Origin of the sequence: Halomonas sp. SCS19 (genome assembly GCF_040147015.1) — a bacterium.
Taxonomy (GTDB): domain Bacteria; phylum Pseudomonadota; class Gammaproteobacteria; order Pseudomonadales; family Halomonadaceae; genus Halomonas; species Halomonas litopenaei.
This window is the reverse complement of sequence record NZ_JAMSHN010000001.1, coordinates 3765407-3790830: the sequence shown is the minus strand read 5'-3', so window position 1 is coordinate 3790830 and position 25424 is coordinate 3765407. Positions and strand designations below refer to the sequence as shown.

Sequence of the window (25424 nt, the reverse complement as noted above, 5' to 3'; positions counted from 1 at the left end):
GTCCAATAACCGCCGATTCAAAGAGAATCTTTCTTATAAAACACCGGGCAACAACGTTTCAAAAGGTGACTTGTGATTACCTGATTAATGCTCGACCACGACACCTCTCCCACCGGCCTATGCACGCGCCTCGCCCCCCCCTCCCTGAACCCAAACAAAAAGCGCCGGAGACCTCACCTGATATTCTCGGTGAAGCCTCCGGCGCCAACGGTCAGCGCTTACGCCCTTCAACGGCAGGGCTAACGAGCAACTGCGAGCAACTGCGAGCTATGACAAGTCACGCCGAGCAACGACAACTCACTACAAAGGGTCGTCGTCCTTGAAGGTGCGCTCCCCTGAGATCATGGTCGAGACGATGCTCTGGCGGGACATGATGTCTTCGCGTATCGCCACGTACACATGGATGATGATGAAGGTGATCATCACCCACATTCCGAGACGATGCAGGGTATGCACGTCCAGGCTCTGGCCCACCAGCGGGATGACCCAGCCGAACAGCGTGTCCTGCCAACTGCCGCGCAGGGCACCTTCGGCGTAGAGCGCCATTCCGGTCACGATCATGAACAGGGTGCCGAGGGTGATGAAGATGAACATCGCCAACTGTGCCAGGGGGTTGTGGCCCACGTACTTGCGCGGGCGCTTCTCCAGAAACAGATACCAGCGAAGCTCGAACCACACCTCACGCCACCAGTCACGACGGTGCAACGGCAAGCGAAACAGCTGCTTGGCGTGGTGATTGCCGACCAGCGACCAGTAGAAGCGAAACAGAAAACCGATCGCCAGGATGTAGCCCGCGGTGAAGTGGGCAAAGCGGATATAGCCCATCACGAAGTGATCGCTGGCCTCACCTGACACCGTCGGCAGCGGCTTGCCGATAAAGTAGCCGGTGACGATCAGTACCAGGATGGCCGCCGCATTGGTCCAGTGCCACAGCCGCAACGGCGCCTCATAGACGTAGACCGAGGTCTGCTTGACCGAGGAAGGCAGCACCCGTTCCTCCCCGGGGCCGAGCTTGCCAGCCTGAGGGTCCTCCGGGCTGGCCGTTGCAGCAGGTGACGCTTTCGAGTCATGGGACATGGGACACCCTCCCCCGGCTATCTGACGGTGACGCGAGACAGCTCTTCACCGTCTTCGCTCATCACGTGGGTGGAACAGGCCAGGCACGGATCGAAGGAATGCAGCGTGCGCAGGATCTCCACCGGCTCGTCCGGCCGCTCCATGGGTGTATTCAGCAGTGACGCCTCGAAGGCGCCGATGTTGCCCTCCGGATCCCGCGGGCTGCCGTTCCAGGTGGTCGGCACGATGCACTGGTAGTTCTCGATCTTGCCGTCCTTGATGCGGATCCAGTGGCCATTCATGCCCCGGGGTGCGGCGACCATGCCGACGCCGCGAGCCTCCTGGGGCCAGGACGCCGGGTCCCACTTCTCGATATTGGCGGTGGCCAGGTCGCCGGCGCGGATGTTGGCGATCAGCTCATGCCAGTCATCGAGCATCATGGACGCGCAGTAGTGGGCTTCCAGGGCGCGGGCCAGGGTACGGCCGATGGTGGTCGGCAGCGCCTGCTTCGGCGTCAGACGTGTGCCGGCGAGCTGGTTCAGGGCAGCCAGCGACGAGTCCACCTGGTCGATCACGAAGTCATTGCCTTGGGCGTAATTGAGGATGTAGCGCGACAGCGGTCCCACCTCCATGGCGTGGCCGCGCCAGCGCGGTGACTTGATCCAGGAGTACTTGGCGGCCTCGTCGATCTCCTCGATCCGGGTGCGGGTGCCGACGGTGCCCTCGCCCAGTTCGTAGTGGTGCTCGGTCTCGCCGTCCCAGGGGTGCAGGCCACGGGACTCGTCGGCGTAGCGGTACCAGGAATGGGCCACAAACTCCTGGATCTGCTCGGGGTCGGTGGGGTCCACCTCGTGGATCTCGTTCCAGTTACCGCCGAGGATGGCGCCCCCCTTGAGCTGGTCGGTGGACTTGTCGTAGTTGACCTTGGAGTAGTCGCCGTAGTCCATCACGTTGGTGGCGGACAGTCCCCCGCCGTACAACCAGCCCTTGTAGAAGCTGGCGATGGCGATGACGTCGGGGATGTAGACGTTCCTGGAGAAGGCGAAGGCTTCCTCCATGCGCGCGCGCACGAAGTTTAGCCGCTCCATGTTGAGCGGCGCCCCGGCCGCCAGATCGCCGTCGATATTGATGGCACAGGGCACCCCGCCGACCATGTAGTTGGGGTGGGGGTTCTTGCCGCCAAACACGGTATGGACCTTGACGATCTCCTTCTGCAGGTCCAGCGCCTCGAGATAGTGAGCGGTCGCCATCAGGTCCGCCTCCGGTGACAGCCGATAGGCGGGGTTGTCCCAGTAGCCGTTCTTGAAAAGCCCGAGCTGCCCAGACTCGATAAAGGTCTTCAGGCGATTCTGGACGTCGCGGAAATAGCCCGGCGACGACAGCGGATGGTTGGGGCCGGTCAACTGCTGCAGTTGCGAGGTCGCCCGCGGGTCGGCCCTCAGCGCATTGACCGGGTTGACCCAGTCCAGCGCGTGCAGGTGGTAGAAGTGCACCACGTGGTCGTGCCACTGCAGCACCTTGGCCATCATCTCGCGGATCAGGTGGGCATTGCGCGGGATGCGGATGTCGAGTGCGTCCTCCACCGCGCGTACCGAGGCCAGCGCATGACAGCCGGTGCAGACGCCGCAGATGCGCTCGACAAAGGCCCAGGCGTCGCGCGGGTCACGGCCCTTGAGGATGACCTCGAGCCCGCGCCACATGGTGCCGGTGGACACCGCGTTGCGGATGATGTTGTTGTCATCCACGTTGACCTCGCAGCGCATATGCCCCTCGATGCGGGTCACCGGGTCGACGACGATACGCCGTCCGCTTCTGTCCAGATTGAACCCGTTAGGGGTGTTGATCTGCGTCATCAGGCTTCCTCCCTGTTGGCTGACGACTGGCGCTTGACCTGCGCACGTTTCAAGGCGCTGACGGCAGCGTGGACCGCCACCGCACCGCCCACCCCGGTGGCCACGGCGCCGCCGATCTGATCGGCGTTGGCCTCGATGCCGAACTGGTGCACGTCCTGCAGCCGGGCGTACCAGGAGCCCTTGTCCCAGAAGCCGTCTTCGGAGCAGCCGATACAGCCGTGGCCGGCCTGGATCGGGAAGCTCACGCCCTCGTTCCAGCGGATGGTCGAACAGGCGTTGTAGGTGGTCGGGCCCTTGCAGCCCACCTTGTACAGGCAGTAGCCGCGACGGGCGCCCTCGTCATCGAAGGACTCGACGAACTGGCCGGCGTCGAAGTGTGGCCGGCGGTAGCACTTGTCGTGGATGCGCTGGGAATAGAACATCTTGGGCCGGCCGGTGCGGTGGAGCTCCGGCAGCCGGTCGAAGGTCAGCATATAGGTGATGACCCCAGTCATGACCTCGGCGATTGGCGGACAGCCCGGCACCTTGATGATCGGCTTGTCGGTGATGACCTTGTGCACCGGGGTCGCCCGGGTGGGATTGGGGCGCGCGGCCTGGACACAGCCGTGGCTCGCACACGAGCCCCAGGAGATCACCGCCTTGGCGTGCTCGGCGGTCTCGCGCAGCTGGTCGACGAAGGGCCGCCCACCGACGATGCAGAACATGCCGTCCTCGTTGAGCGGCGGGTTGCCCTCCACCGCCAGGATGTAGTTGCCCTTGTAGCGCTCGATGGTGTCGGCCAGGGCGGCCTCGGCCTGATGCCCCGCCGCCGCCATCAGGGTGTCGTCGTAGTCCAGCGAGATCATCGACAGCACCACGTCCTTGACCAGCGGATGGGCCGAACGGATGAACGACTCCGAACAGCAGGTGCACTCGAGCCCGTGCACCCAGATCACTGGCGTGCGCGGCTTGGTCTCCATGGCGTGGGCGATTTTGGCGGTGTAGGCAGGCCCCAGTCCCAGCGCCGCCGCCGTCAGTGAACAGAACTTCAGAAATGAGCGACGCGTGACCCCCTGTCGCCGCATCACGTCGTAGAAGGTTTCGATGGGCTCCATCGGCAACGACTCCCCTGTCGTGGTCCTGGATCTCGCCACCGGCGTGATCCCCTGATCTGGAGGCGGCCTAGCCTCGTTACAGCCAAGGCCTGAAGCCGACACGAGGCCTGCACGAGGCCTGCACGAGGCCTGCACGAAAAGCCATCCAGATCGCCTGTTGTTGTTTCCCTCAACTACGGGGCAAGGCCCGTGCCAGATTGCGGGGAGTACGTCTTTTCAAACACTTGGCGCACTTGACGACCACATGGCGGTAGCGCCCTTTCCAGCCGCCTCCGTCACGCCAGCACAGAACTCGCGCTACACGGCACACAGGTGGTAGCCGGCTTTCCAGCGCGCTGCGCTGGCGTCGCCGTCACCAGAGCCGTCACCAGAGCCGTCATCGGGGCCATCACCAGAGCCGTCACAAGAGCCGTCACCGGGGCCATTGCCGTAGCCCAGGTGCTTGACAACAAGCCGGCAATCCGTAGAATACGGCGCCATCCAAAGGCTACGTAGCTCAGTTGGTTAGAGCACATCACTCATAATGATGGGGTCCCCTGTTCGAGTCAGGGCGTAGCCACCAGATACCGAAAGGCCCGTCGATCATCGATCGACGGGCCTTTTTGTTTGTGCCTTCCAATGCAACGATTCAACACCGACGCAACAACGACAGAGCGCCTGGCGGTTGCCCGCCAGGCGCTCTGTTATCGTCGTTTCAGTCTTTCAGCAAGCGCTGCGAGCGCTCGACCTACACCAGTTCGGCGCTGTTGAAGAACGCCGTCAGTGCGCGGGTCAGGTGTTCCACGTCCTGGCTGCCGGCGGTCTCGCGGATCGAGTGCATCGCCCACTGGGGCACCCCCACGTCCAGCGTCGGCACACCCAACTCCGTTGCGGTGATGGGGCCGATGGTGCTGCCGCAACCCATGTCCGCCCGGGTAATAAAGGTCTGCACCGGCACCTCTACCTTCTCGCACAGATCACGGAACATCGCCGCCGTGGCACTGTTGGTGGCGTAGCGCTGGTTGGCGTTGGTCTTGATCACCGGGCCTGCGTTGAGGCTCGGGCCGTGCTGGGCGTCGTGCTTGTCCTTGAAGTTCGGGTGCAGCGCGTGGGCGTTGTCGCAAGAGATCATCCGCGAGGACTGGATCAGGCGGATATAGCCTTCCTCGGTGCCCTCGCCGACCAGGCCATTCACCCGCTTGAGCACGTCGGCGAGGAACGGACCCTGGGCGCCACAGGCGCTGGCGCTACCCACCTCTTCGTGGTCATTGGCGACCAGCACCATGCCCTGTTCGCCGTCGGCGTCGAGCATCGCTTCCAGGCCAATAAAGCACGACAGCAGGTTGTCCAGGCGGGCGCTGGCGATCAGTTCCTTGCCCACGCCCACCAGCGACGGCGGCTGCAGGTCATAGAAGCCCAGCTCGAAGTCCAGCACCTTCACCCCGGTCAGACCGTGCTCCTGCTCCAGCCAGGCCAGCAGCAGGCGATCGAGGTCGTCGTCCTTGCCGCCCTGCAGCACCACCGGCGCCATCTGGGTCTGGGCATTCATCGCCTTGCCGTCGTTGGCTTCCCGATCCAGGTGGATGGCCAGGCTCGGGATGATGGCGATGGCCTCGGCAACGTTGAGCAGCACGCCCTCGACGCGACCATCGGCATGACGGACATGCAGACGCCCTGCCAGGCCCAGGTCACGGTCGAACCAGGGCGCGAGCAGCGCCCCGCCGTAGACCTGCACGCCAAGCTGCAGCCAGCCCGCCGAGGTCTGGCCGGCGTGGGTCTTCAGCCTGAGATTGGGGCTGTCGGTATGGGCGCCGACCATGCGCAGACTGGTGACCGGCTGGCCCTTCGGCAGGTTGACGGCGATAATCGAAGAATCGTTGCGGGTCACGTAGAAGCGGTCACCGGGAACCAAATCCCAGCTATCGGTCTCCAACAGGCGACGGTAGCCGGCGTCCTCGAGCCGCTGAGCCATGTTCGCGGTGGCGTGCCAAGGGCTGGGGGAACGGTGAAGAAACTCAAGCAGCCGACTGAGCCTTTTGGCGCATCCGGCATCATCCTTTGGCAAGCACTCCTGTGACATGGGCGTCCTCTGTTGCATGATAGTGTGGTTCAAGGATTGACCCTAAATGTCGCACAACGGCAAGGGTCAAGGATTGACATCAAGCTGCTACAATGCGAATCCGGTCCAAGGGACCCGCCGACCGAGTCGGTGTCAGACCGACGAGTGTACACGAATCCTGGAGTGCTTCATTGATGAGCCTGATTGAGTCTGCGGGTCGCGCCCTGGCGCTGTCCCTGCTGATCGCGGCCCCTACGGCGCTGGCTACTCCCACGCCCGGCGACGACCAGCGTCAGGCGGCCATGGAGGTGGCCGAATCACTACGCTACGGCCACTACGCGGACGTGAGGCTGGACGACCAATGGTCCAACCGCGCCTTCCAGCGTTATCTGGACGTGCTGGACGGCCAGCGTGCCTACTTCGTGCAGGACGACGTGGATGAGTTCGCTGATCTGCGTACCGGCATGGACGAGGCAATGCTCGAAGGCTCCCTGGAGCGGGCCTACGACCTCTACGAGCGCTACCACGATCGTGCCGAGGCGCGCCTTACGTGGATGCTCGACGAGATCGACCACCTCGACATGAGCTTCAACGGCGAGGGCCGCCTCGAACTCGACCGCGAGGATGCCGCCTGGGCCGCCTCCCAGGCGAGCCTAGACGACTTGTGGCGCAAGCGCCTGGCCAACGCCGCCCTGACGCTGTCGATCAGCGGCCAGGAAGACGACGAGGTCATCGACACCCTGCGCGAGCGCTACGAGACCCAGAAGCATCGCCTCGAGCAGACCAACGCCGAGGACGTGTTCGGGCTGATCATGGCCGCCGCCACCGGCACCGTGGACCCCCACACCGAATACCTGTCGCCGCGCCAGGGCGAGTCCTTCGATATCCAGATGCGCCTCTCGCTCGAAGGCATCGGTGCCCTGCTCCAGGCCGACGGCGAGTACGTCAAGGTCGCGAGCCTGGTACCCGGTGGTCCGGCCGAGAAGGACGGCGCGCTCAAGCCCGCCGACCGCATCATCGGCGTCGGCCAGGAAGGCGAAGACATCGTCAACGTGGTCGGCATGCGCCTGGACGACGTGGTCGAACTGATTCGTGGGCCCAAGGGCTCCGAGGTGCGCCTCGAGGTAGTGCCCGGTGAAGCCGTGGACATGACCCGCTCCACCGTGGTCGACATTACCCGTGACACCGTCAAGCTCGAGGATCAGGCGGCCAGCAGCGAGGTCATCGAGATCCAGCGCGAAGACGGCGTGCACAAGGTCGGCGTGATCGAGGTGCCCGCCTTCTATGTCGACTTCGACGCCTGGCAGGCCGGCGAGGAAAACTACCGCTCCACCACCCGTGACGTTGCCGCCGAGGTCGAGAAGCTCAAGGCCGAAGGCGTCGAGGGCATCGTGCTGGACCTGCGCAACAACGGCGGCGGCGCGCTGCAGGAAGCCAACTCGATGATCGGCCTGTTCATTGACCGTGGCCCCACCGTGCAGGTACGTGACGCCCGTGGCCGCATCAGCCTGTACGGCGACACCGACAGCGGCACCCTGTATGACGGCCCGCTGGTGGTGCTGGTCAACCGCCTGTCCGCCTCGGCCTCGGAGATCTTCGCCGGTGCCATCCAGGACTACGGTCGCGGCCTGATCGTCGGCTCCAACACCTTCGGCAAGGGCACGGTGCAGACCCTCAACGACCTGAGCTACGGCCAGATCAAGCTGACCCGCGCCAAGTTCTACCGCATCTCTGGCGAGAGCACCCAGAACCGCGGCGTGAAGCCGGACATCATGTACCCGAGCCTGCTCGACCCCGAGATCATCGGCGAGAGCGCGCTGGACAACGCCCTGCCCTGGGACACCGTGCGCGACGTCCAGTACCGCAGCTACGGCACCCCGCGCCAGTACCTGAAGGACCTGCGCGCCCGCCACCAGCAGCGTGCCGACGAGCACCCCAACTTCCACTACCTGGAACAACGGGCAGAGCTGGCGAGCCGCCTGCGCGAGCAGCACACCAGCGTCAGCCTGAACCGCGAGCAGCGTCAGCGTGAAGCCGACGCCCAGGACGCCGAAATGCTGGCACTGGAAAACGAACGCCGCGAAGCCCTCGGCCTCGACACCCTCGAGGAATGGGGCGACGCCCGCGAAAGCGACGACGACGCAGACCTGGCCGACGAAGAGACCGAAGAGGAACAGCCCGTCGACCGCGCCGAAGTCGAGGAGTCAGCGGAAATCCTGCTCGACTTCGCCGAACTCGGCCCTAGCTGGCAGTACGCGGTAAAAGGCTAAGCGGCGAAAGAAACGACTAGCCGCAAGCAACACGAAAAAGCCGGGGCATCGAGCCCCGGCTTTTTTATTGACGTGGTCTGAACGCAGCCATCGCCACCCTAACGGCGAGTAGCCCTTCTCACCCTTCTCTCCCTCCAAAGCCACATCGCGACCAGGAGTTCCAGCAAGGCGAAGCCCACAAACGCCGCCCCGTAACCCCATCGCACCTGGCGCTGCTGCGCTTCGGTTGGAAACAGCTCCAGCGAGCCGTGCAAGAACCCAGCACCGCTCAGCAGCATCAACACGAGCAACAGCACCGCAACACACCAGAGTAGGATTCTCACCTTCGTCCCGCCTTGTTTGTCAGTAGCAGTAGCTGTCTACATTGTTGCCAATGCGCATTCGGCTACGCATACTGGTAATGACATCGAAAATCAGAGCGACGATGATGCAAACACTATACGATCAGGACGCTCCCAAACAAGCAACAAATCTCAGCATAAACAGCGACTTGCTGAAAAGGGCCAGGAATATGAATGTCAACCTCTCGGCTACACTAGAGAAAGCACTGGAAGCAAAGCTCGCCGAGAGCGAAGCCGAACAATGGCAGAGGGAAAACAGCAACGCTATCAAAGCTTACAACGATGCTATCTCTGAGCATGGGTGCTTCGCCGAAGACTACAGGACATTCTAATGCCCCAGTTCGACGTGTACGCTAACCCCTGCGCGTCGACGAAAAGGATGTACCCCTACCTTCTGGACATACAGAGCGATATCCTCTCGGCGTTAGCCACCCGAATTGTAAGTGTCCCTTGGACGAAAATCTTGCCAAGACGGAGAAAGGCTGAACCGCCCCACGCCAACGGCGACCTTCGTCAGCGAAGAATAATTGGCCCCTATCCCACAAGTCGCCTCATTGCCTGCCAGCGTTTTCAAAACGCCCATCGGGACTCTAGAGCACACGCGAGATGAAATGGTGGCTGCACTCGACTTCGCAATATTCGGGTTCTAGTGTTGGATATAGGTATCTAACGCCTGAGTTCAGCGGCGTTTTAGGCGACGACCATTTTCGCGGTAGAAAAAGTGGGCGACGGGCCAAACGTCCGCTGCAACGATTGGTTAGACATCAACTCGCCTTTCGTTCGAATATCGGCCGGAATTGGCAGTAACCTCAATCCAGTCAGCAATCTTCACAGACACCTTTTCAGACACCAATCCTTTTGCAACAGATTCCAAGTAATCCGAATCTATCGAGAATGCGGCGAGCTTGAGGATCTCCTTTCCGATTGAGGTTACAAGATATACAGGTAGCTCAACGACGTGATTCGGGTCTTCTCCCTCCAATATGACTACTTTGTCTTTTGCAAATAGGTATTGAACATACTTGTCTTTGGCGCGAGAGCTGAATTTTTTTGTCAGTCCGATGGACTCAACGCCAGACAGCACTCCGAGCTCCTGAAGGAACAGCAAATCCGAAAAACGCACACCTTCGCGCTCAAGAAATTCGTCCATGTTACGCACAATGAGCCCGTCGATCACGAACTTTGCAACCTTGCTAATAGTTTCGGCTTCGGACTTCGACAACCCCTTCAAGAATTCAAGAGTTCGAAGTGAATAGCTTCCGGGATTCTTTACCTCTCCAGCTAGAATTCGGCCCCAAAGATCCTGCAATTCCTCAGAAGATACCCGCCCTGCGTAGTCCCGCCAGGAGTATAGCCAGTCCTCGTTGACCTTTGAGCCGGGCGGCTCTTGTTCGTCGCCTTCAAGAACCTCTTCCGCCACAGCAACTGCCTTCGCAACGTTGACCTCCCGTCGGATTTCCTCGTGTAGTTGTCTTTTCTGGACCTCATGAAGCAGTGCCGGCGCATCCAGAACAGGTTCAATCCGTCCGTCGGACCGCTGCCGCCCCTCCGGCATCGAAGCAGGCAGAATCTCTCCGCCTTGGTAAGTCAGCTTGCCGGCGCGAATGTCCTCGGCGTCCTTTTCTGCTTGGGCAAGAGCCAAAAGCTCGTCTCTACGTGTATCGATTTGTGCCCGACCCATGCGGCGCGCCTGCCACGGAGCGAATAGTGAACCAATACCCTTCTCCGCTAGGGTCTCCCAGAGCCGTGTCAGAAGTTTTTCGCCTGGATAGTCCATAGGTTCCCCTTGATGCCTAACGCCAAATTAAGCGTCGTTGCTCTCTCTTGGCGATGTCCGCTTTAATTTCCTTGTTATGAGTCAATTTTCTTCAACACTGAAAATAGTAATTGGCGTTTTCGTATCGATGTAATAAAAGTTAAGTATGATGAAAAAAACATGAATGCACTAAGCCCCAATAGGACAACATTTAGTAGAGAGTCATAATGTGTAGAATTAGCAACATCTAGGTAGAAACACACTATAATAATTAATGCAGAGTAGACAGCAAGATGTATAGAGTGGTGCATATCTCTATTGCACATGAAGGAAAGCATGAATCTCTCATTTTCACTTTTCTCTAACTGATTAAATACTTTATTATATTTTTCTTTGCGTGCGTTCGATTTATCTCTCCACCAGTTTGAAATAGAGCTTAGAAATGTATCCAAATACGTTTTTAAAAAAGATGAACCGACATTAATGACAATTCCAACTAAAACTACCGAAAACCACCAAAAAGGTGATTTTAATGCTTCCTGAATTTCTTCCATGTATTCCTCTATTCTTCGTTTGTCTCATAACGTCTGGCTCACGCGCGGTTTGGAGCCACGAAGCGGCGAAAAATCGGTCGCTCTGCAGCCGATGGTTATATTTTTATGGTTAAAAGAGTATGCATCCTTTTGACCACCATCAAAATTGTCAATAGTAAATTCATAACCACCATCATAATTAAAGGAGAAAATAAATATAATTTTAACTCAATTCCGATGGTCAGCTCGCTGATTGATAATTCTAAGGTATCGCCTGGTAAAAATGTATAAATCAAACAGAAAAAAACCAGCACAACAGACGCAACAATCGCATAACAAATATTAAAATAAAGCTGCTCTAGCAACTTCTTTTTTAGCTCAACATTATGCTTCTTTGACTCCGCACTTACATCCCTTAGCTTTTCGCCTTGGTCGTAAACGAGAACCAAAACGCTCAATAACAAAGCGGTAAATATTGCGCCAAAGTTCACCAGGAGCGAATTTGCGTCGCTGGTTACCTTTATGCCAAGAAACGAGAGAAGAAAAGCAATGGCCAACGGAATTCCATAGAATGTAAAATAGTCAACCAGGCTAACCCTTCCAGAAGTGGCATCATTTAAGGTATTAACATGGCCGGTCACTATTGACCATATATTGATTTTTGAACTCATGAATTTGGCACCTTGATGTTCAGTCCCGGGTACATGGTATGTGCATACTCACCCACAATTTCTCTTACCCATGAGTTAATTTTAACGAAATCCGGTACTCCGTCATCCCCAATTAGATCTTCTTCAACTTCTATTTCACACAACGCACTCGTTTTGTTTCTTCCAACATTGAACGTTCTCCGCTTTCCATCCATCTCAACAACAGTTTTTACCTGCGCACCGTAGTCACCGATAATTTCTACAGCCTGCATCTGCTCGCTGCTGGGATTTAAATAATCCCTTAATTTTCCCATCCCGCCTCTCCTTGGTGTTTTAATAATTAGCTCCTGCTCACCGTGGCCAAGCAGTCTCACTTGGTCGGCAATATCGTTTAATCCAACAAATTTGGTCAATTTTACTTCTTTTGCAGTGGCATCAAGCCATGCATTTACAGCATTATCATATGCGAGGGGGTTCATCTGGATAACTAGGCCTGTAAGATCCTTAAAATACTGAGAGAATAGTGTGTAGAATAATGTTTTCACCCCAATTCCTCGGTATGAATGCATGAACGCCATCGCTTCATTGAAACCTTTGGGAATAAAATAGTGAATGTAGTGCTTTATTATTTCTGCATTATTCTTTGCTTTCTCGAAATCGACATCACCAGTTTGCACGTTGATAATGTCAGTTTTTATGCCATAAGTTCCGACGTTGAACCATCCAAATATCTCCCGAGTATCCTCGTTAATATCCAAGGACTCAAACTGATAGACTTGCTTAGAATCCTCAATAATTTTGTAAGCTCCGGTATTAGCGTTTAAAAAATCACGAAGAATATAGAAGAGATCCTTGTCTCCCAGGTTATCTAGCGTGCTGTACCGTTCTTCGATTCTTCCCTCTAAGTTTTTATTGAAGCATCGAAACAGGTAAGGCGCGACAGCATGCATTTTTACATCCTTTAATTATCAAGTTTAACGGTCAACTGCGTGTTCGACAGACAGTATGACGCCCTGTTAAGGTGTGAGCAACGCAATGCCGAAGCTCCCGCATATCACCTTAAACACTAGACGCAACGCATAGCAAAAATGCCAAGCATTGCGAATCACTCTTAAACAGATTGTTATATCTAAAACGGGAATACTGCTGTGAAATAAAACGTATTAAAAAGACAGAAATTAAAAATTATACTCTCTCTTTCCCCACTCTCAGTGTTATACCTGTTAGCTCCCTCATAGCAAAAATACTCTTTCTGCGCCCCCTTTGACTCTGACCAATCGAAATGCCGTAAATAATCATGACTCAAATCTTTGTCCCTTTGAGGCGTATCATCTCGTAAAAATGTATGGGGTAAAATATTTACTCTCCCCTCCCAACGCTCTCCTAGCTCATGAAAGAAGATGCCTCTAGCCATACACTCAAAAAAAGTATCGAAACGCTTTCGGTCATAGATAAATGATGTTGTTTTAACTTCTTCCCCACTGCTATCGACAACAGTTTCTTCTTGAGTATCTTTGTGTACAAGCCCCATCAAACCAAAACTCATAATCCTTTGAGAAGTAATCTCATCAACCGCTTTTGCTCCACCTAAAGGGTCATCTTTATACTTCTCGATAATTTCGACAACCTCTTTAGCTTGTTCTTTGGTCACTTCTTTATCAAATGCACGTTTAACACTTCTTTCTAAAGCCCTAATATTTGTGCTTCTTAATACTTCTATATGCTCTTGACCATCAAGTTTTATAGAACCAAGTAAAATAGCACGTATATATTCATCCTCTTTGGATTTTTCTTGGTTGTGAATATCACACGAATCAACTGTTATAAGATCTTGCCTTTTTCCCTTAGGAAAGAAGCTTCTTGGAGGTAAGTGCTCTACACCTGTAACCTCGCCCCCGCAAAAATAACACCCCATAAATACATACCTCAATTTTTAACTGTAGATATAACGCCCAGCTCACGCGCCGGTTTAGAGCCGTGGTGCGGCGAAAAATCGGTCGCGGTGCAGCCGATTGTTATACTTAAAATCAAAGGTCAATATTTTTTCGCTGTACATCCAATCGCTCTGTGTAGCAATGCATCATCAGGTCTCTATGAGTCTGATAAGGCTCCCCAGCGTTAGCGGAAACGGTTTTTAGTTCGTTAAAGGACGTTTTCCTGAGAAAATCCTCTTTCAAACTTGATGCAAAGCTCATAAATCTTGATACGAACCGTCTCTCATATACATCTTGGATTTCGGCTTTAGCTAGGCAAGCCACATGCTCTCCACAACGCGCCATAAATTCAGCTCTTTCTTCGTCAGTAAACTCAGGAAACATCTCAAAATCCACTTTCCATTCCCCGTACAGAGCTATTTGGTTCCAAGCGTGGTGTTCCATTGTATGTGCAATCAAAAAGAACTGAAGAGGGTCATTAAAAACTGACGATGGAAGAACGAGATATTCTAAATCCTCCTTTATAGTAAAGTCGATGAATTCGAAATATTCATCGTCAGGCACTACAATGAAGGCTACATCCTCAAAATCAAAAAAAAGGTCACGATTAATCCGCCACTCGTTTTCCCACCGCATATCATAGGACCTGCCATACGCCTCCAACAAATAGGCTTCATTGAAAACGAGACGACGGATGGACTCCTCATCCTCTTCATTGATGTATCTTACTGGTAGCATCCCTAATCGTTGTAAGAAATCATGAAAAAAAACAAACCCGTATTCTGAATTTCTAGCAGAAAAGTGCTTACTGACCTCGTCCTGGTGACAATATGCAAAACTAACCGACTTTATCTCATCCGGTAGAGCTTTGTCTTTCTTTACTTTATTTGCATAAAACCCTTTCGGATTTGCATTAACTACTTTATTAACCAATATCCTTTTGAAGCGATCCTTAGCATCAAGACCTGCTATTTCTCTGAGGGTTCGATTAGACCCAACCCCGCTCTCATAACGGCAAGAAGGATCACTGACAATATGTACAAACAGTTCGACCTCATACCTTCTGTATCGATCCAATATTCCATCAAATTTTTCAATGACAGGATCAAAAAGATGATTTTCTATGAAAAATATCTTCCCATTATCTACTTTTATCATCAAAACCTCTGAAGGTATAACGCCCGCCAGCAGGCGTGCGGCTTTTTGCATCGCCTGCCTGGCCTTGTTAGGTGTGAGTGTTCTGCTATTAACAGTTAATGGCAATGAACCGTTCCGACACTATTATCCATATGGCAACACTGCCCGGGTGGAGAACTTTTCCGGCACCCACCCCCGTGGGCCAGAGCAGTGCCGCTAACCAAGGTAAGAACGATAGCAATAATAATGACTTTCATATATCCCCCTGCTTCTGATTGGATTTATTCTCGGTGCCTGAAACTACACACCTAACATTTTTATTCATAGGCATGCTTATTTCGCTTCCGCACGAACCTACCTAGTTTGCAGCCTATACCTTTGAATTTCTCAGTAATTTCTTCACTTTACGGCGGAGTAATCCCAGATAAGACGCGCATGTTCACCTTCAAAATGTGCATACCCAAAATCGCTCTTCAGCATTTGCAAAGCCATTGATTTTCCGCAACTTCAAAATGCTTGTGCGCAATAAACACGCCCTCTGATGCATCATTCCGAGCATGCCTGTGAATCCTATGCCTAGTTTCGTATACGCGCAGAGAAACGGCGAAGTCATATGGCCAAGGGAAAGACACACCTGCCCTTCACCTATGAACTACCGAACAGGCACGCTACCGCCACAGCGGCCACACGACATGACCACCCAGGCGGCGATTGCCGCTGTGCGATCACGAGTACGGAAGGAATTTAGGGCGGGTAACCGAAACGGCAGCACGCTGCCATACAGGCGGCAAGGCGCCTGCATTGAACGTCAGATTAGCGTTGGCTGGTCATCCCTTGGCCATAGTCGGCTTTCCTATCCCTGCGCGTGATCGTTGTTTTCGTGCTCGTAGCGGCACTGTTTATAGTTTGGCATGTGCCAATAGCAGCAGAATAGACAAAAGATGTGAGGAATGGGAACGAATTTACGCGTTTTTTGGCTTACGTCTTACAAACTGTTGAATTTCGGAAACTGCTTTTTGGAAGCACTTGCTCGAATAAAATTCGGGGATAGAGATTTGAAGCTGATACGACTGCCCTGCCCAGCGCGAGCAAGCAATCACTCGCATATGGCGGATGGGTGGTATAGCTTGTTCAGCTCGGCGCTAGGTAACCGCGATGCGTTTTTGATCCACCACCGAACCTTGCCGCAATTGACGGGAACGACTCCGCGCGCCTGTGAGGCAACGCTTCCAGGTATCGCTACCAGGAAGCGTATTCACGCCCAGCGCGGCAAGCGGGCCTGGGTTGCCATACTGAGCACCAAAACGAGCCAATATACGTGAATACGTCAGAATGAGCTGCGAGGCTTCAGATGGATACCCGTATACAGTTTCGTATCGATCAAGAGACAAAGCGCCTAGCCCAGCAGATGGCAGAGAGCCAGGGGCGTACGCTCAGTGGCGCCTGCAGGGAATTGGCAGAACAACTCGCCGAGCAACAGCGCCAAGCAACAGCGCCAAGCAACGGCACACCATGACTGGTTATCGCTTCAGGTCAAGCGAGCGTTTGACAGACTCGAAGCCGGTGCAGCGACCTTTGTCGATCATGAAACCGCAAAATCCCGGATGGCAGAACGAAAGTCACGGATCCGCGCCCGTGACCTTGCCCCGGTAATCGGCGATTCCAAGGGAAGAAGAGGGTCTGACAAGGCGTGAAGCCATTTTCGACTTCCTCTACCAGTTCAATCCTGTGGTCGCCGAACGGACTGATGACCTGATCGAGGAAAGGGCAGAACTGCTGGTGCTGCAACCGCTACTCGGCGTAGAGCGCCAAGGTATACCTGGTCGCTTACTAATCCTAACGGAGGTATCGCTTCTGATTTCCTATCAGTTGGTAGGCTCAGATATCAGGATTCTGCGCGTCCTCCACCAAAAGCAGCAATTTCCGCCCGCCGATTGACGGCTAATCACTCTCTGGAAGCAAAGGCTCAAAGCGGACGTCGCTCCCTGGCATGGCTGATGGACGGAGTCAGCCGGTCCCACCCCTTCGCTCGATATTCGTTTAGCGTCATTACTTCACCTGCTCTGCATCCTGCCCATCAGTATCTCGCTATCACGCCCTTGGCTGGCCGGCGTCGCCTGCCGCACCTGGCTCACCTACTAGCCGCTATCGGTGTCGACATCGGCGAGGGGCTGGTCCTCGGCCGCAGGGTTGGCGTACTTCATCCAGGTCTTGCCGAGGTGGTTGCGCAGTTCGTTGCCGACCTGCTTGCCGTTCCGGGCTTCCAGGGCGGCCATGATGGCTTCGTGCTCGTCCATCGCCACGGACCATTTCTCGTTTTTGAGGTTGGAAAGATAGCGCACGCGGTAGAGCTGTCGGCTCAGGGTGGCGTGGATCTCGATCAGGGAGTTGTTGCCGGAGAGCGAGACGATGCGGTTGTGGATCGCCTGGTTAAGGCGAAAGTAGTTCTGGCGATCGCGACGCAGGAAAGCGGCCTTCATCTCGAAGTGCAGTGCCTTAAGCTCGGCGATGTCATCGTCGCTGGCATTGGCGCAGCAGAGCTCCGCGGCGGACTGCTCCAGTACGCTCAGTACGTAGGCCTTTTCCTGCACGTCCTGGGGGCTGACGTCGGCGACCACCGCACCCCGGCGCGGGGAGATGACCACCAACCCTTCTGCTGCGAGGATCTTGAACGCCTCGCGCATCGGGGTGCGCGAGACGTCCAGTTCTTCGGCCAGCTTGCGCTCGGGCAGCCGCTGCCCGGGCTGGAAGTGATCCATCACGATATGTTCACGCAGGTAGTTGGCGACCTTCTCCACCAGTCCTTCGCGTGCGTCCACTGCCGCTTCGTCCATCGTTATTACCGTCATGGTCTTCGATGCCTAAAGAATGGCATACCGTTTTTTGACGGGCAAACATTTACGCGCTTTGCCGCTCTGCATTTATTCTTTGATATTCAACGATATAACACACATCTTTTGTTTTATTCGACCAAGGTCTATGCCCCAATCGTTTGACCATCAAAATGGTATACCACTACATTTCTCTGCATCTTGATCCCGCCCGATCCTTCCAGACCGAGGCCTTCAACCCGCTCAGGCAGCCCCCGGCAACGCGCCAGCGGTGGGCCAGGCCAGCACGGAGACGCTCTACGACCATGAACTACCTTCACCACTTTGATACCGCCACCACCGTCGAGGCATGCGTCGCGGGCGCTGGCGATTTCGGTCGCGGCATCCTCCGTCAGGCCCAGCAGATGCCCGGCATGAACGCGCGTATCGCGGTGGACATCAGCGCCGAGACGGCCGCCCAGGCGTTCGAGAAGGCCGGCATTCCGGCCTCGCAGATTGCGGTATGCCAAACGCAGGACGAGGCAAGCAACGCCTGGCAGGCGGGCAAGTTTGTCGCCTGTGGCGATCTTGAAGTGGTCAAGCACCTGGATTTCGATATTCTGGTGGAAAGCACTGGTATACCAAACGCCGGTGCCACCCACGCGGCCAGTGCACTCAAGGCCGGCAAGCACGTCGGTATCGCCACCAAGGAAACCGAATCGGTGGTCGGCCCCTACCTGACCCGCCTGGGTAACCGCCACGGGCGCCTGTTCACTCCGCTGGACGGTGATCAACCGAGTCTGTTGATCGGCCTGGTGACCTGGGCCCAGACGCTCGGCTTCGAGATCATTGCCGCCGGCAAGAGCAGCGAATACGACTTTGTCTGGGACGAGGCGGATCGGGCGATCTGGTGCAACGGCACCCGCTTCGACGCCCCGGACATGGCCGACCTGTGGACGCTGCCCGAAGGCAACGAGCGCAGCGTGGTGCGCGCCCGTGGCGAACACCTGAGCGCCATTCCGCAGATCTCCGCACCGGATCTCTGCGAGATGACCAATGTGGCCAACGCCACCGGCCTTACCCCCGACCACCCTGCCTTCCACGCCCTGGTGCTGCGTACCCATGAGGTGCCGACCCTGCTGGACCTGGAGGGCAACGGCGGCGTGCTCTCCGGCACGGGGCGTCTGGAGGTGTTCAACTGCCTGCGCCGCCCGGACGAGCTGAGCTTCGCCGGTGGTGTCTTTGTGGTGGTGCGCTGCGAGGACGCCCACGCCTGGGAGGTGCTGGACGGCAAGGGCCATATCCTGAGTCGCAGCAAGAAGAGCGCCATGGTCTACCTGCCGCGCCACCTACTGGGCCTGGAAGCGCCGATCTCGCTGCTCGACGCCGTGCTCAAGGGCCTGCCCTCCGGCGGCGGCCAGGCCACCCGCCCGGCGGTTGACCTGGTCGCCCGCGCCACGGTGTCACTCAGCAAGGGGCAGGAACTCGAGATGAAGGGCCACCATCGCCACATCGCAGGCCTTCAGCCGGAGGTGCACCCCGCCGCTGCGCTGGTCGATGCCACCCCGGTGCCCTTCTATCTGCTGCCTGGCGCCGTGCTCAAGCGCGATGTGGCTGCAGGACAGTTGATCAGCGTGGCCGACGTACAGCTGCCGGATTCCACCTTACTCCACCTTCGCCGCGAGCAGGACGCGATGTTCTTCTCCACCGCCGAATCTTCCTCCGAACCGGCCTGACGTCATGTCAGGCCACCTGGCAACCACTGGGCATCTGCCCATGCTCAACCACAACAACCACCCCCAGGAGAACGCCATGATCACCCGAAACGCGATCATCACCGCCAGCGCCCTCGGCCTGTCGCTCGTCGTTGCGAGCCCCGCCGCGCTGTCCGCCGACGAGGCGGCCGACTTCCCCTCCAAACCGCTGCAGTTCCTGGTCGCCGCCGGCGCCGGTGGCGGCACCGACAACTTCGCGCGCACCATCAAGCCGCTGCTTGAAGAGGCCATGGACACCCGCGTGACGGTGGTCAACCTGCCGTCCGCCTCCGGCGCCCTGGCCCACCAGCGTACCGCCAACGGCGACGCCGACGGCCACACCCTGGACTTCGCCTCCTCGACCCTGGTCACCTCGCTTGCCGCCGGCCAGAACCCCACCGGCCTCGACCAGCTCACCCCGGTGGCGCGCATGCAGTCCGACGTCATGACGCTGATCGTCGATCCGGACAAGTACGCCGACTTCGACGCCTTCATGGAGCACGCCAAGGCCAACCCGGGTCAGGTCATCATCGGCGGCACCCACGCGGCTAGCCCCGACCGCATGGCCTTCCTGTCATTCCGTGACGCCACCGGCCTGGACATCAGCTTCATCCCCTACGACGAGGAAGGCAGCGTCGCCGCCAACGTCATGGGCGGCAACATCGATGGCCTGTTCGGCGAGATTAGCTCTGTGCTGAGCTACATGGAATCCGGCGAGATGATGCCGATCCTGGTGTTCGCCGAGGAGCGTCTGGAGAACTTCCCGGACATCCCCACCACCGTCGAGAACGGCTGGGACCTGACCGACGGCAACGAGCGCGGCATCTTCGTCCACGCCGACACCCCGGACGCCATCGTCGAGAAGCTCGAATCCACGCTGAAGAGCGTCTACGACTCCGAGACCTACCAGGAGTATGAAAAGCGGGTGAACCTGCACTACCGCGAGGGCTGGCTGGGTAGCGACGACTACCGCGAGAAGCTCGAGCAGAACCTGGAACTCTACACGCGGCTTCTGGAAAACACCTGATCCCGTGGACTGGCGGGCCGGGTACTACCCGGCCCCTCACCTTGCGCTGACGGGACTCGCTCCCGCTGGCCCGCCGTGAACCGAGCCTCACCATGCATACCAAGTTCACCGTCTTTGCCGTCCTGCTGCTGGTACTGGCCGCCGTCACCCTGGTGCCGACGCTTGATTTCCCGAGCTCCGAGGACGTCTCGACCTTTATCGGCCCGCGCCTGTGGCCGCTGTCGCTGTTGCTCCTGCTGATCGTGCTGTCGGCGACCCTGCTGGTCTCCACCCGCATGAGCCAGGCCAAGGAGCGTGCCAGCGACGCCGAGGCCAAGGCCGCGATGGCGAAAGCCCCGGCGACCGAACCCGGCCAACAGGCTGACGCCGGCCAGGCCAGCGCCACCGACAGCGCCACCGACAACGTTACCGACAGCACCACCGAAGCCGCTGGCGTTGCTCTTGACCCTGGGTTTCTTGCCGCCAACCGCCACTGGTGGCTGATGGGCACCACCGTTGCCTACACCCTGCTGATGCCGGCCATCGGTTTTCTGCTGGCCACCGTGATCTTCACCCTGGCCTGCACCCTGCTGCTCGGCGCGCGCCACTGGGCGGCCCTGCTTGCCACCGTGGTCATCGCCGTTGCGCTGATCCAGGGCGTGTTCTCCACCCTGCTGGGCATCCCCTTGCCATGACACCCAGCCGGTACGATTTTCCACCAGTATTTCGCGGGAGCTGACGATGCTGGAGAGTTTTCTCAGTGGGCTAGGCGTGGTCTTCCAGCCCATGAACCTGTTGATCCTGACCTCGGCCGTGTTCATCGGCTTTATCGGTGGCGCGCTGCCGGGCATCAGCGGCGTGATCCTGGTGGTCATCCTGCTGCCGGTCACCTACGGCATGGAGCCCACCCAGGCGTTCATGCTGCTGACCGCCATCTACGGCTCCACCGTCTTCTCGGGGCTGATCACCGCCATCCTCTATCGCGCCCCAGGCACCCCGGAGGCGGTGATGACGGCCTTCGACGGCTACCCCATGACCCAGCAGGGCGAGGCCGGCAAGGCGCTGGGCATCGGCGTGCTGAGCTCGGCGGTGGGCGGGCTGGTCGGCACCATCGCGTTGATCATCTTCACCCCGATGCTGGCCTCGGTGGCGCTGAAGTTCTCCTCCCCCGAGTACTTTGCACTCGCCATCCTCGGCCTGACCGTGGTGGCCTCCCTCGGTGGCCGGCTGATCCTCGGCTTGATCGGCGCCACCCTGGGCCTGTTGATCGCCACCATCGGCATCGACCCGCTCACCGGTACCAGCCGCTATACCTTTGACAACCTCAACCTGGCCGAGGGGGTCGGGCTGATTCCGGTGATCGTCGGCCTGTTCGCGGTGTCCGAGGTGATGAAGCGCTCCCTGAGCCGTGACGCCGAACAGCCGCTGACCAAGGTCAAGATCAAGATCTTCGACGCCCCCATCCTCAAGAAGATCGGCGTCACCCTGTCGCGCTCATCCATCCTCGGCGTCATCATCGGCATCCTGCCGGGCATCGGCGCCAGCACCGCCGCCATGGTCAGCTACAGCGAGACCGTGCGCTGGTCCAAGCACCCGGAGAAGTTCGGCAAGGGCGCGCCGGAAGGCATCGCTGCACCGGAGGCCGCCAACAACGCCGCCGCCATGGGCGCCCTGGTGCCGCTGTTCGCGCTCGGTATTCCGGGAAGCGGTACCACCGCGATCATCCTCGGCGCCTTCATCATGCATGGCCTGCAGCCGGGGCCGATGTTCATGCTGACCTCGAGCGACCTGATCTACGCGGTGTTCGCTGGGCTGTTCGTGGTGAACTTCATGATCCTGGCGTTCTCCAAGCCGTTCATCAAACTGTTCACCCGGCTGCTTAACGTGCCCTACTCGGCGCTGGGCCCGATCATCCTGATGTGTTGCATCGTCGGTACCTACTCGGTGCGCAACTCGATGTTCGACGTCTGGCTGATGCTTGGCTTCGGTGTGCTCGGCTTCCTGCTGGAGAAGATCAAGTTCCCGCTGGTCTCGATCATTCTTGGCCTGGTGCTCGGCCCCATCGCCGAGAGCGAGCTGCGTCGCTCGCTGGCGATGTCACAGGGTGATCTCGGTATCTTCTTCTCCCGCCCGATCAGCGCAAGCCTGATCGCCATCGCCGTGCTGCTTCTGGGCACCACCATCGTCATTGCTCTGCGCAAGCGGGCCAGAACCCGAGCCGCTGCGATGGGCTGATGTGATAAAGCCACACACTGGCTGACCCCCAGCATCCTCCCACGCAGAAACGACATCGCCCTCGCTGCCGATCAGGCAACGAGGGCGATGTCTTTCTACTTATAGGCACTGGCGGCTAACGACTCACTCGCAAGCAAGTCTCCTCCTGCCCCCGCCAACCAAGCCCACCATTAACAACCGGAAAAGGCAGCAATCCAAGGGCGGATCAATAGTCATGCCCCGCATCCACCGCGGCAGGCGCCTCCGGATGCAGGCGCTTGATATGCACCCGCCGGGCGAGGCGAATCAGCGGCCGTATCATCATCTCGATACTGCCAATCAGAAACAGCCAGGTCCCTATATAGGCAAGCGACTCGTAGAAAAACAGAATGCTGCCGATGATAAACCAGGTGCCGATCAAGAGGTCGTTGACGATACTGAGCACCTCGTAGCGCTGGCGAATGACCAGCTCTTCATGACCGATGTGCAAAGTCAGGGTGGGAGATTTCGACGGCTCCCGAGAGGTTGATTTATCGCTCATGCTGCATCTCCTTTCGCCGTAATTCCCAAGCCATGCCTGGCTGCGTGAGGCGTCACCGCGTCGTCTAACGTCGACCCTGTCCAGCCGAGGCGTCCAACGTCGGCAGCGACCGCCTGCCATCAATCATTTAGCCAAGGATGACGCCTGACAAGGCCATTTGCCAGCGGCGAGGCTTTCCAACAAGATGCCATGACAAGAGTGTGTGAGCTGGTTCTGCGGGCCCTTCTGGCGTGCTGCAGCCCAGGGACGAACTGGGTCGAAGCTATCGACACACGGAAAAGCAGCGTCGAGATAAGACTGATGCCGCCATTGGGCAAGCGCGAGAGCGAGGATGGAGCGAATCGAGCCACGTGTCGCCGCCAGTTGGCGAGAAACAGCGAGCAGGAGAAATTAGGTAACAACGGAGAAAATAGCTAAGAAGGAATTCGCTACGAAGAGAGTAACAAGAAGGAGGGTTACGCCGAGGGAACTAGCGATAAGCGCTATAAGTGCCAGATGCCGCACTGGCTCCCCGAACAGGACTCGAACCTGTGACCCAATGATTAACAGTCATTTGCTCTACCAACTGAGCTATCGGGGAACAACGATGTGCAGTACTTCAAGCTTGGCGACAATGTCAGCAATGCTGCAAGGCAAGATGGCTCCCCGAACAGGACTCGAACCTGTGACCCAATGATTAACAGTCATTTGCTCTACCAACTGAGCTATCGGGGAATTACCTTGAATTGTCGGTGCGTGACGCGGGATCAACCGTTGCGGTTGGCTCCCCGAGCAGGACTCGAACCTGCGACCCAATGATTAACAGTCATTTGCTCTACCAACTGAGCTATCGGGGAATCGCCTCAAGCACGGGGCGTAGTATACGGATCGCTCCGAGATCGTCAAGCCCGGTTGCGCTTTTGTTGACCCAAGGACTGGCTTAACCCGCTGATCCGCCTCGTAACCTCGGTTCGGGAAGGCTCTGGCTGCCGTCACGGTGCTCTGCACGTCCTGAAGCCCTATCCTAAAGCCCTGCCCTGAACGTTGGCACCTCGCCCACCGGGCAGGTGCGGGCGGGTCACAAACCCTGAAAGGCCGTGCCAGACGATGGCTGACGGGAGGCAAAAAACCGACGCATACGAAAGCACCCGCTGACCGAGGTCAGCGGGTGCTTTCTAAATCCTGGTGGCTACGCCCTGACTCGAACAGGGGACCCCATCATTATGAGTGATGTGCTCTAACCAACTGAGCTACGTAGCCTTTTGGGTCGTCATGCGGCAAAAGCGCCGTGTCGACGGGGGAGAATTATGCACACCGTTCATGAACTTGGCAAGCCCGCCCGCGAAATTTTCGACGACGGGCCTGCCCTGCTCTCCCCCGGCCTGGAACGCTCTGGGCTTGTTAGATAGTCAGCTCAGGCTTGTTCAGCGCCCCAGTGCTGGCTTATTCGACACCCAGCTCTGGCTTATTCCACACCCAGCTTTGCCTTATTCAACACCCAGCTCCGCCTTGACCACCTCGAGGGCAGGCTCGCCATCGGCGGTCTCCACGCCTTCGAGCCAGGAGGCGAGCAGCTCCGGGTTGGCCTTGAGGTAGTCGCGGGCGGCCTCGTCCGGGGCGGTACCGTCATCCATGATGGTGCCCATCAGCTGGTTTTCCATCTCCAGGGTGAAGCTCAGGTTGTTGAGCAGCGCACCGACGTTGGGACAGGCGTCGGTGTAGCCGGCACGGGTGTTGGTGTAAACGGTGGCGCCGCCCAGGTCGGGGCCGAAGTAGTCGTCGGCGCCTTCCAGGTAAGCCATGTCGAAGTTGGTGTTCATGGGATGCGGCTCCCATCCGAGGAAAACCATCCAGGTCTCGTCGGGGACGCGGGCACGCAGCTCCGCCAGCATGCCGGCCTCGCTCGAGTCGATCAGCGACCAGTCGCCGAGCCCAAAGGCGTCATCGTCGATCATCTGCTGGATCAGCTCGTTGCCGTCATTTCCGGCCTCGATGCCGTGGAGTTCGCTGTTGAACTTGTCGGCGTGCTCGTCGAGATCCGCCACCGAGGTGACACCGGCGTCGTAGACATACTGCGGCACCGCAAGGGTGTACTTGGCCCCTTCCAGGTTGGCCCCCAGGCGGTCGACATCACCCTGCTCGACGTAGGGGTCGCTGATGGACGCCATGGACGGCATCCAGTTGCCGAGAAAGACATCGAAGTCGTCGTTCTTCATGCCCGAGTAGGCGATCGGCACCGAGACGGTGTCGATACGCGTCTCGTAGCCCATGGCCTTCAGCACTTCGGTGGTCAAGGCGGTGGTGGCGGTGATATCGGTCCAGCCGACTTCGGCGAAACGCACCGGCTGGCAGCTGTCATCGGCGGCCATCGCCTGGGGGGCGGCAAGGCCGGCGATGGCAGCCGCCAGCACGGACAGAGCGGGAATCGTCGGGGTCGTCATGATGCACTCCTTGTTGA

22 protein-coding genes and 5 tRNA genes are annotated in these 25424 nt (G+C 57.7%); 9 read left to right on the top strand and 18 right to left on the bottom strand.

Going from position 1 to position 25424, the window contains the following annotated elements; translation table 11 throughout:
• Positions 1 to 300 precede the first annotated feature (300 nt).
• The 4 genes from cybH to NFH97_RS16440 all read right to left on the bottom strand — a co-directional run bounded on the left by cybH (position 301) and on the right by NFH97_RS16440 (position 4483).
• Positions 301 to 1077 (bottom strand): Ni/Fe-hydrogenase, b-type cytochrome subunit, encoded by a 777-nt coding sequence (cybH, locus tag NFH97_RS16455; protein WP_349591350.1) that lies wholly within the window; start codon positions 1075 to 1077, stop codon positions 301 to 303.
• 17 nt (positions 1078 to 1094) lie between these two features.
• Positions 1095 to 2909, bottom strand: a complete 1815-nt coding sequence (locus NFH97_RS16450) for a nickel-dependent hydrogenase large subunit (protein ID WP_108448923.1) — start codon at positions 2907 to 2909, stop codon at positions 1095 to 1097.
• Complete coding sequence (locus tag NFH97_RS16445; protein WP_349625159.1) at positions 2909 to 4003, bottom strand: hydrogenase small subunit; 1095 nt, start codon at positions 4001 to 4003, stop codon at positions 2909 to 2911. Before NFH97_RS16445 ends, NFH97_RS16450 begins: the two co-directional genes overlap by 1 nt.
• A 297-nt stretch (positions 4004 to 4300) precedes the next feature.
• Positions 4301 to 4483 (bottom strand): hypothetical protein, encoded by a 183-nt coding sequence (locus NFH97_RS16440; RefSeq protein WP_349625158.1) that lies wholly within the window; start codon positions 4481 to 4483, stop codon positions 4301 to 4303.
• Between the two features lie 5 nt (positions 4484 to 4488).
• On the opposite strand from NFH97_RS16440, the gene NFH97_RS16435 reads away from it, so the two are divergent.
• Positions 4489 to 4565: transfer RNA gene (locus NFH97_RS16435), tRNA-Met, on the top strand.
• A gap of 165 nt (positions 4566 to 4730) precedes the next feature.
• Here the strand turns inward: NFH97_RS16435 and NFH97_RS16430 are convergent.
• On the bottom strand, positions 4731 to 6062 hold the full coding sequence (locus tag NFH97_RS16430) for a M18 family aminopeptidase (RefSeq protein ID WP_349625157.1): 1332 nt from the start codon (positions 6060 to 6062) through the stop codon (positions 4731 to 4733).
• A 173-nt stretch (positions 6063 to 6235) separates the two neighbouring features.
• On the opposite strand from NFH97_RS16430, the gene NFH97_RS16425 reads away from it, so the two are divergent.
• The 3 genes from NFH97_RS16425 (at position 6236) to NFH97_RS16415 (ending at position 9262) form a co-directional block, all read left to right on the top strand.
• Positions 6236 to 8311, top strand: coding sequence for a carboxy terminal-processing peptidase (locus NFH97_RS16425; RefSeq protein ID WP_349625156.1), 2076 nt, complete (start codon positions 6236 to 6238; stop codon positions 8309 to 8311).
• Between the two features lie 373 nt (positions 8312 to 8684).
• On the top strand, positions 8685 to 8984 hold the full coding sequence (locus NFH97_RS16420; RefSeq protein ID WP_349625155.1) for a type II toxin-antitoxin system CcdA family antitoxin: 300 nt from the start codon (positions 8685 to 8687) through the stop codon (positions 8982 to 8984).
• Positions 8984 to 9262, top strand: coding sequence for a CcdB family protein (locus NFH97_RS16415; protein WP_349625154.1), 279 nt, complete (start codon positions 8984 to 8986; stop codon positions 9260 to 9262). The genes NFH97_RS16420 and NFH97_RS16415 overlap by 1 nt, the downstream gene beginning before the upstream one ends.
• Before the next feature lie 147 nt (positions 9263 to 9409).
• Here NFH97_RS16415 and NFH97_RS16410 read toward each other — a convergent pair whose 3' ends face one another.
• From NFH97_RS16410 to NFH97_RS16385, 6 genes are all read right to left on the bottom strand, one after another.
• A complete protein-coding gene (locus NFH97_RS16410; protein ID WP_349625153.1) occupies positions 9410 to 10429 on the bottom strand; it encodes a DUF2806 domain-containing protein in 1020 nt (339 codons plus the stop codon).
• Between the two features lie 74 nt (positions 10430 to 10503).
• Complete coding sequence (locus NFH97_RS16405; protein WP_349625152.1) at positions 10504 to 10962, bottom strand: hypothetical protein; 459 nt, start codon at positions 10960 to 10962, stop codon at positions 10504 to 10506.
• A 95-nt stretch (positions 10963 to 11057) separates the two neighbouring features.
• Positions 11058 to 11612 carry a hypothetical protein gene (locus NFH97_RS16400; protein WP_349625151.1) on the bottom strand — a complete coding sequence of 185 codons (555 nt, stop codon included), beginning with the start codon at positions 11610 to 11612 and terminating at the stop codon, positions 11058 to 11060.
• Entirely contained in the window at positions 11609 to 12541 is a 933-nt protein-coding gene (locus tag NFH97_RS16395; protein ID WP_349625150.1) for a hypothetical protein, read from the bottom strand. Before NFH97_RS16395 ends, NFH97_RS16400 begins: the two co-directional genes overlap by 4 nt.
• A 179-nt stretch (positions 12542 to 12720) precedes the next feature.
• The gene (locus NFH97_RS16390) at positions 12721 to 13506 is read right to left on the bottom strand and encodes a hypothetical protein (protein ID WP_349625149.1); all 786 of its coding nucleotides are present in this window, start codon (positions 13504 to 13506) and stop codon (positions 12721 to 12723) included.
• A gap of 112 nt (positions 13507 to 13618) precedes the next feature.
• Positions 13619 to 14734: a hypothetical protein gene (locus NFH97_RS16385; RefSeq protein ID WP_349625148.1), complete on the bottom strand. Its 1116-nt coding sequence runs from the start codon at positions 14732 to 14734 to the stop codon at positions 13619 to 13621.
• A gap of 1587 nt (positions 14735 to 16321) precedes the next feature.
• Here NFH97_RS16385 and NFH97_RS16380 point away from each other — a divergent pair.
• Positions 16322 to 16600 (top strand): type II toxin-antitoxin system RelE/ParE family toxin, encoded by a 279-nt coding sequence (locus NFH97_RS16380; protein ID WP_124804227.1) that lies wholly within the window; start codon positions 16322 to 16324, stop codon positions 16598 to 16600.
• A gap of 200 nt (positions 16601 to 16800) precedes the next feature.
• Here NFH97_RS16380 and NFH97_RS16375 read toward each other — a convergent pair whose 3' ends face one another.
• Positions 16801 to 17511 carry a GntR family transcriptional regulator gene (locus NFH97_RS16375; protein WP_349625147.1) on the bottom strand — a complete coding sequence of 237 codons (711 nt, stop codon included), beginning with the start codon at positions 17509 to 17511 and terminating at the stop codon, positions 16801 to 16803.
• Positions 17512 to 17798: 287 nt separating this feature from the next.
• Between NFH97_RS16375 and NFH97_RS16370 the strand changes: the two genes are divergently transcribed.
• From NFH97_RS16370 to NFH97_RS16355, 4 genes are all read left to right on the top strand, one after another.
• Positions 17799 to 19208 carry an NAD(P)H-dependent oxidoreductase gene (locus NFH97_RS16370; protein ID WP_349625146.1) on the top strand — a complete coding sequence of 470 codons (1410 nt, stop codon included), beginning with the start codon at positions 17799 to 17801 and terminating at the stop codon, positions 19206 to 19208.
• Positions 19209 to 19284: 76 nt separating this feature from the next.
• Positions 19285 to 20253 carry a Bug family tripartite tricarboxylate transporter substrate binding protein gene (locus NFH97_RS16365; protein ID WP_349625145.1) on the top strand — a complete coding sequence of 323 codons (969 nt, stop codon included), beginning with the start codon at positions 19285 to 19287 and terminating at the stop codon, positions 20251 to 20253.
• A 92-nt stretch (positions 20254 to 20345) separates the two neighbouring features.
• Complete coding sequence (locus NFH97_RS16360) at positions 20346 to 20927, top strand: tripartite tricarboxylate transporter TctB family protein (RefSeq protein ID WP_108448909.1); 582 nt, start codon at positions 20346 to 20348, stop codon at positions 20925 to 20927.
• A 46-nt stretch (positions 20928 to 20973) separates the two neighbouring features.
• The gene (locus tag NFH97_RS16355; RefSeq protein ID WP_253552233.1) at positions 20974 to 22467 is read left to right on the top strand and encodes a tripartite tricarboxylate transporter permease; all 1494 of its coding nucleotides are present in this window, start codon (positions 20974 to 20976) and stop codon (positions 22465 to 22467) included.
• A 205-nt stretch (positions 22468 to 22672) separates the two neighbouring features.
• Here NFH97_RS16355 and NFH97_RS16350 read toward each other — a convergent pair whose 3' ends face one another.
• The 6 genes from NFH97_RS16350 to NFH97_RS16325 form a co-directional block, all read right to left on the bottom strand.
• Positions 22673 to 22987 (bottom strand): YrhK family protein, encoded by a 315-nt coding sequence (locus NFH97_RS16350; protein ID WP_124803883.1) that lies wholly within the window; start codon positions 22985 to 22987, stop codon positions 22673 to 22675.
• Positions 22988 to 23491: 504 nt separating this feature from the next.
• A tRNA-Asn gene (locus NFH97_RS16345) sits at positions 23492 to 23567 on the bottom strand.
• A gap of 58 nt (positions 23568 to 23625) precedes the next feature.
• A tRNA-Asn gene (locus tag NFH97_RS16340) sits at positions 23626 to 23701 on the bottom strand.
• A 46-nt stretch (positions 23702 to 23747) separates the two neighbouring features.
• Positions 23748 to 23823: transfer RNA gene (locus NFH97_RS16335), tRNA-Asn, on the bottom strand.
• A 326-nt stretch (positions 23824 to 24149) separates the two neighbouring features.
• Positions 24150 to 24226: transfer RNA gene (locus tag NFH97_RS16330), tRNA-Met, on the bottom strand.
• Positions 24227 to 24453: 227 nt separating this feature from the next.
• Complete coding sequence (locus NFH97_RS16325; protein WP_249742950.1) at positions 24454 to 25335, bottom strand: choline ABC transporter substrate-binding protein; 882 nt, start codon at positions 25333 to 25335, stop codon at positions 24454 to 24456.
• Positions 25336 to 25424: the final 89 nt, after the last annotated feature.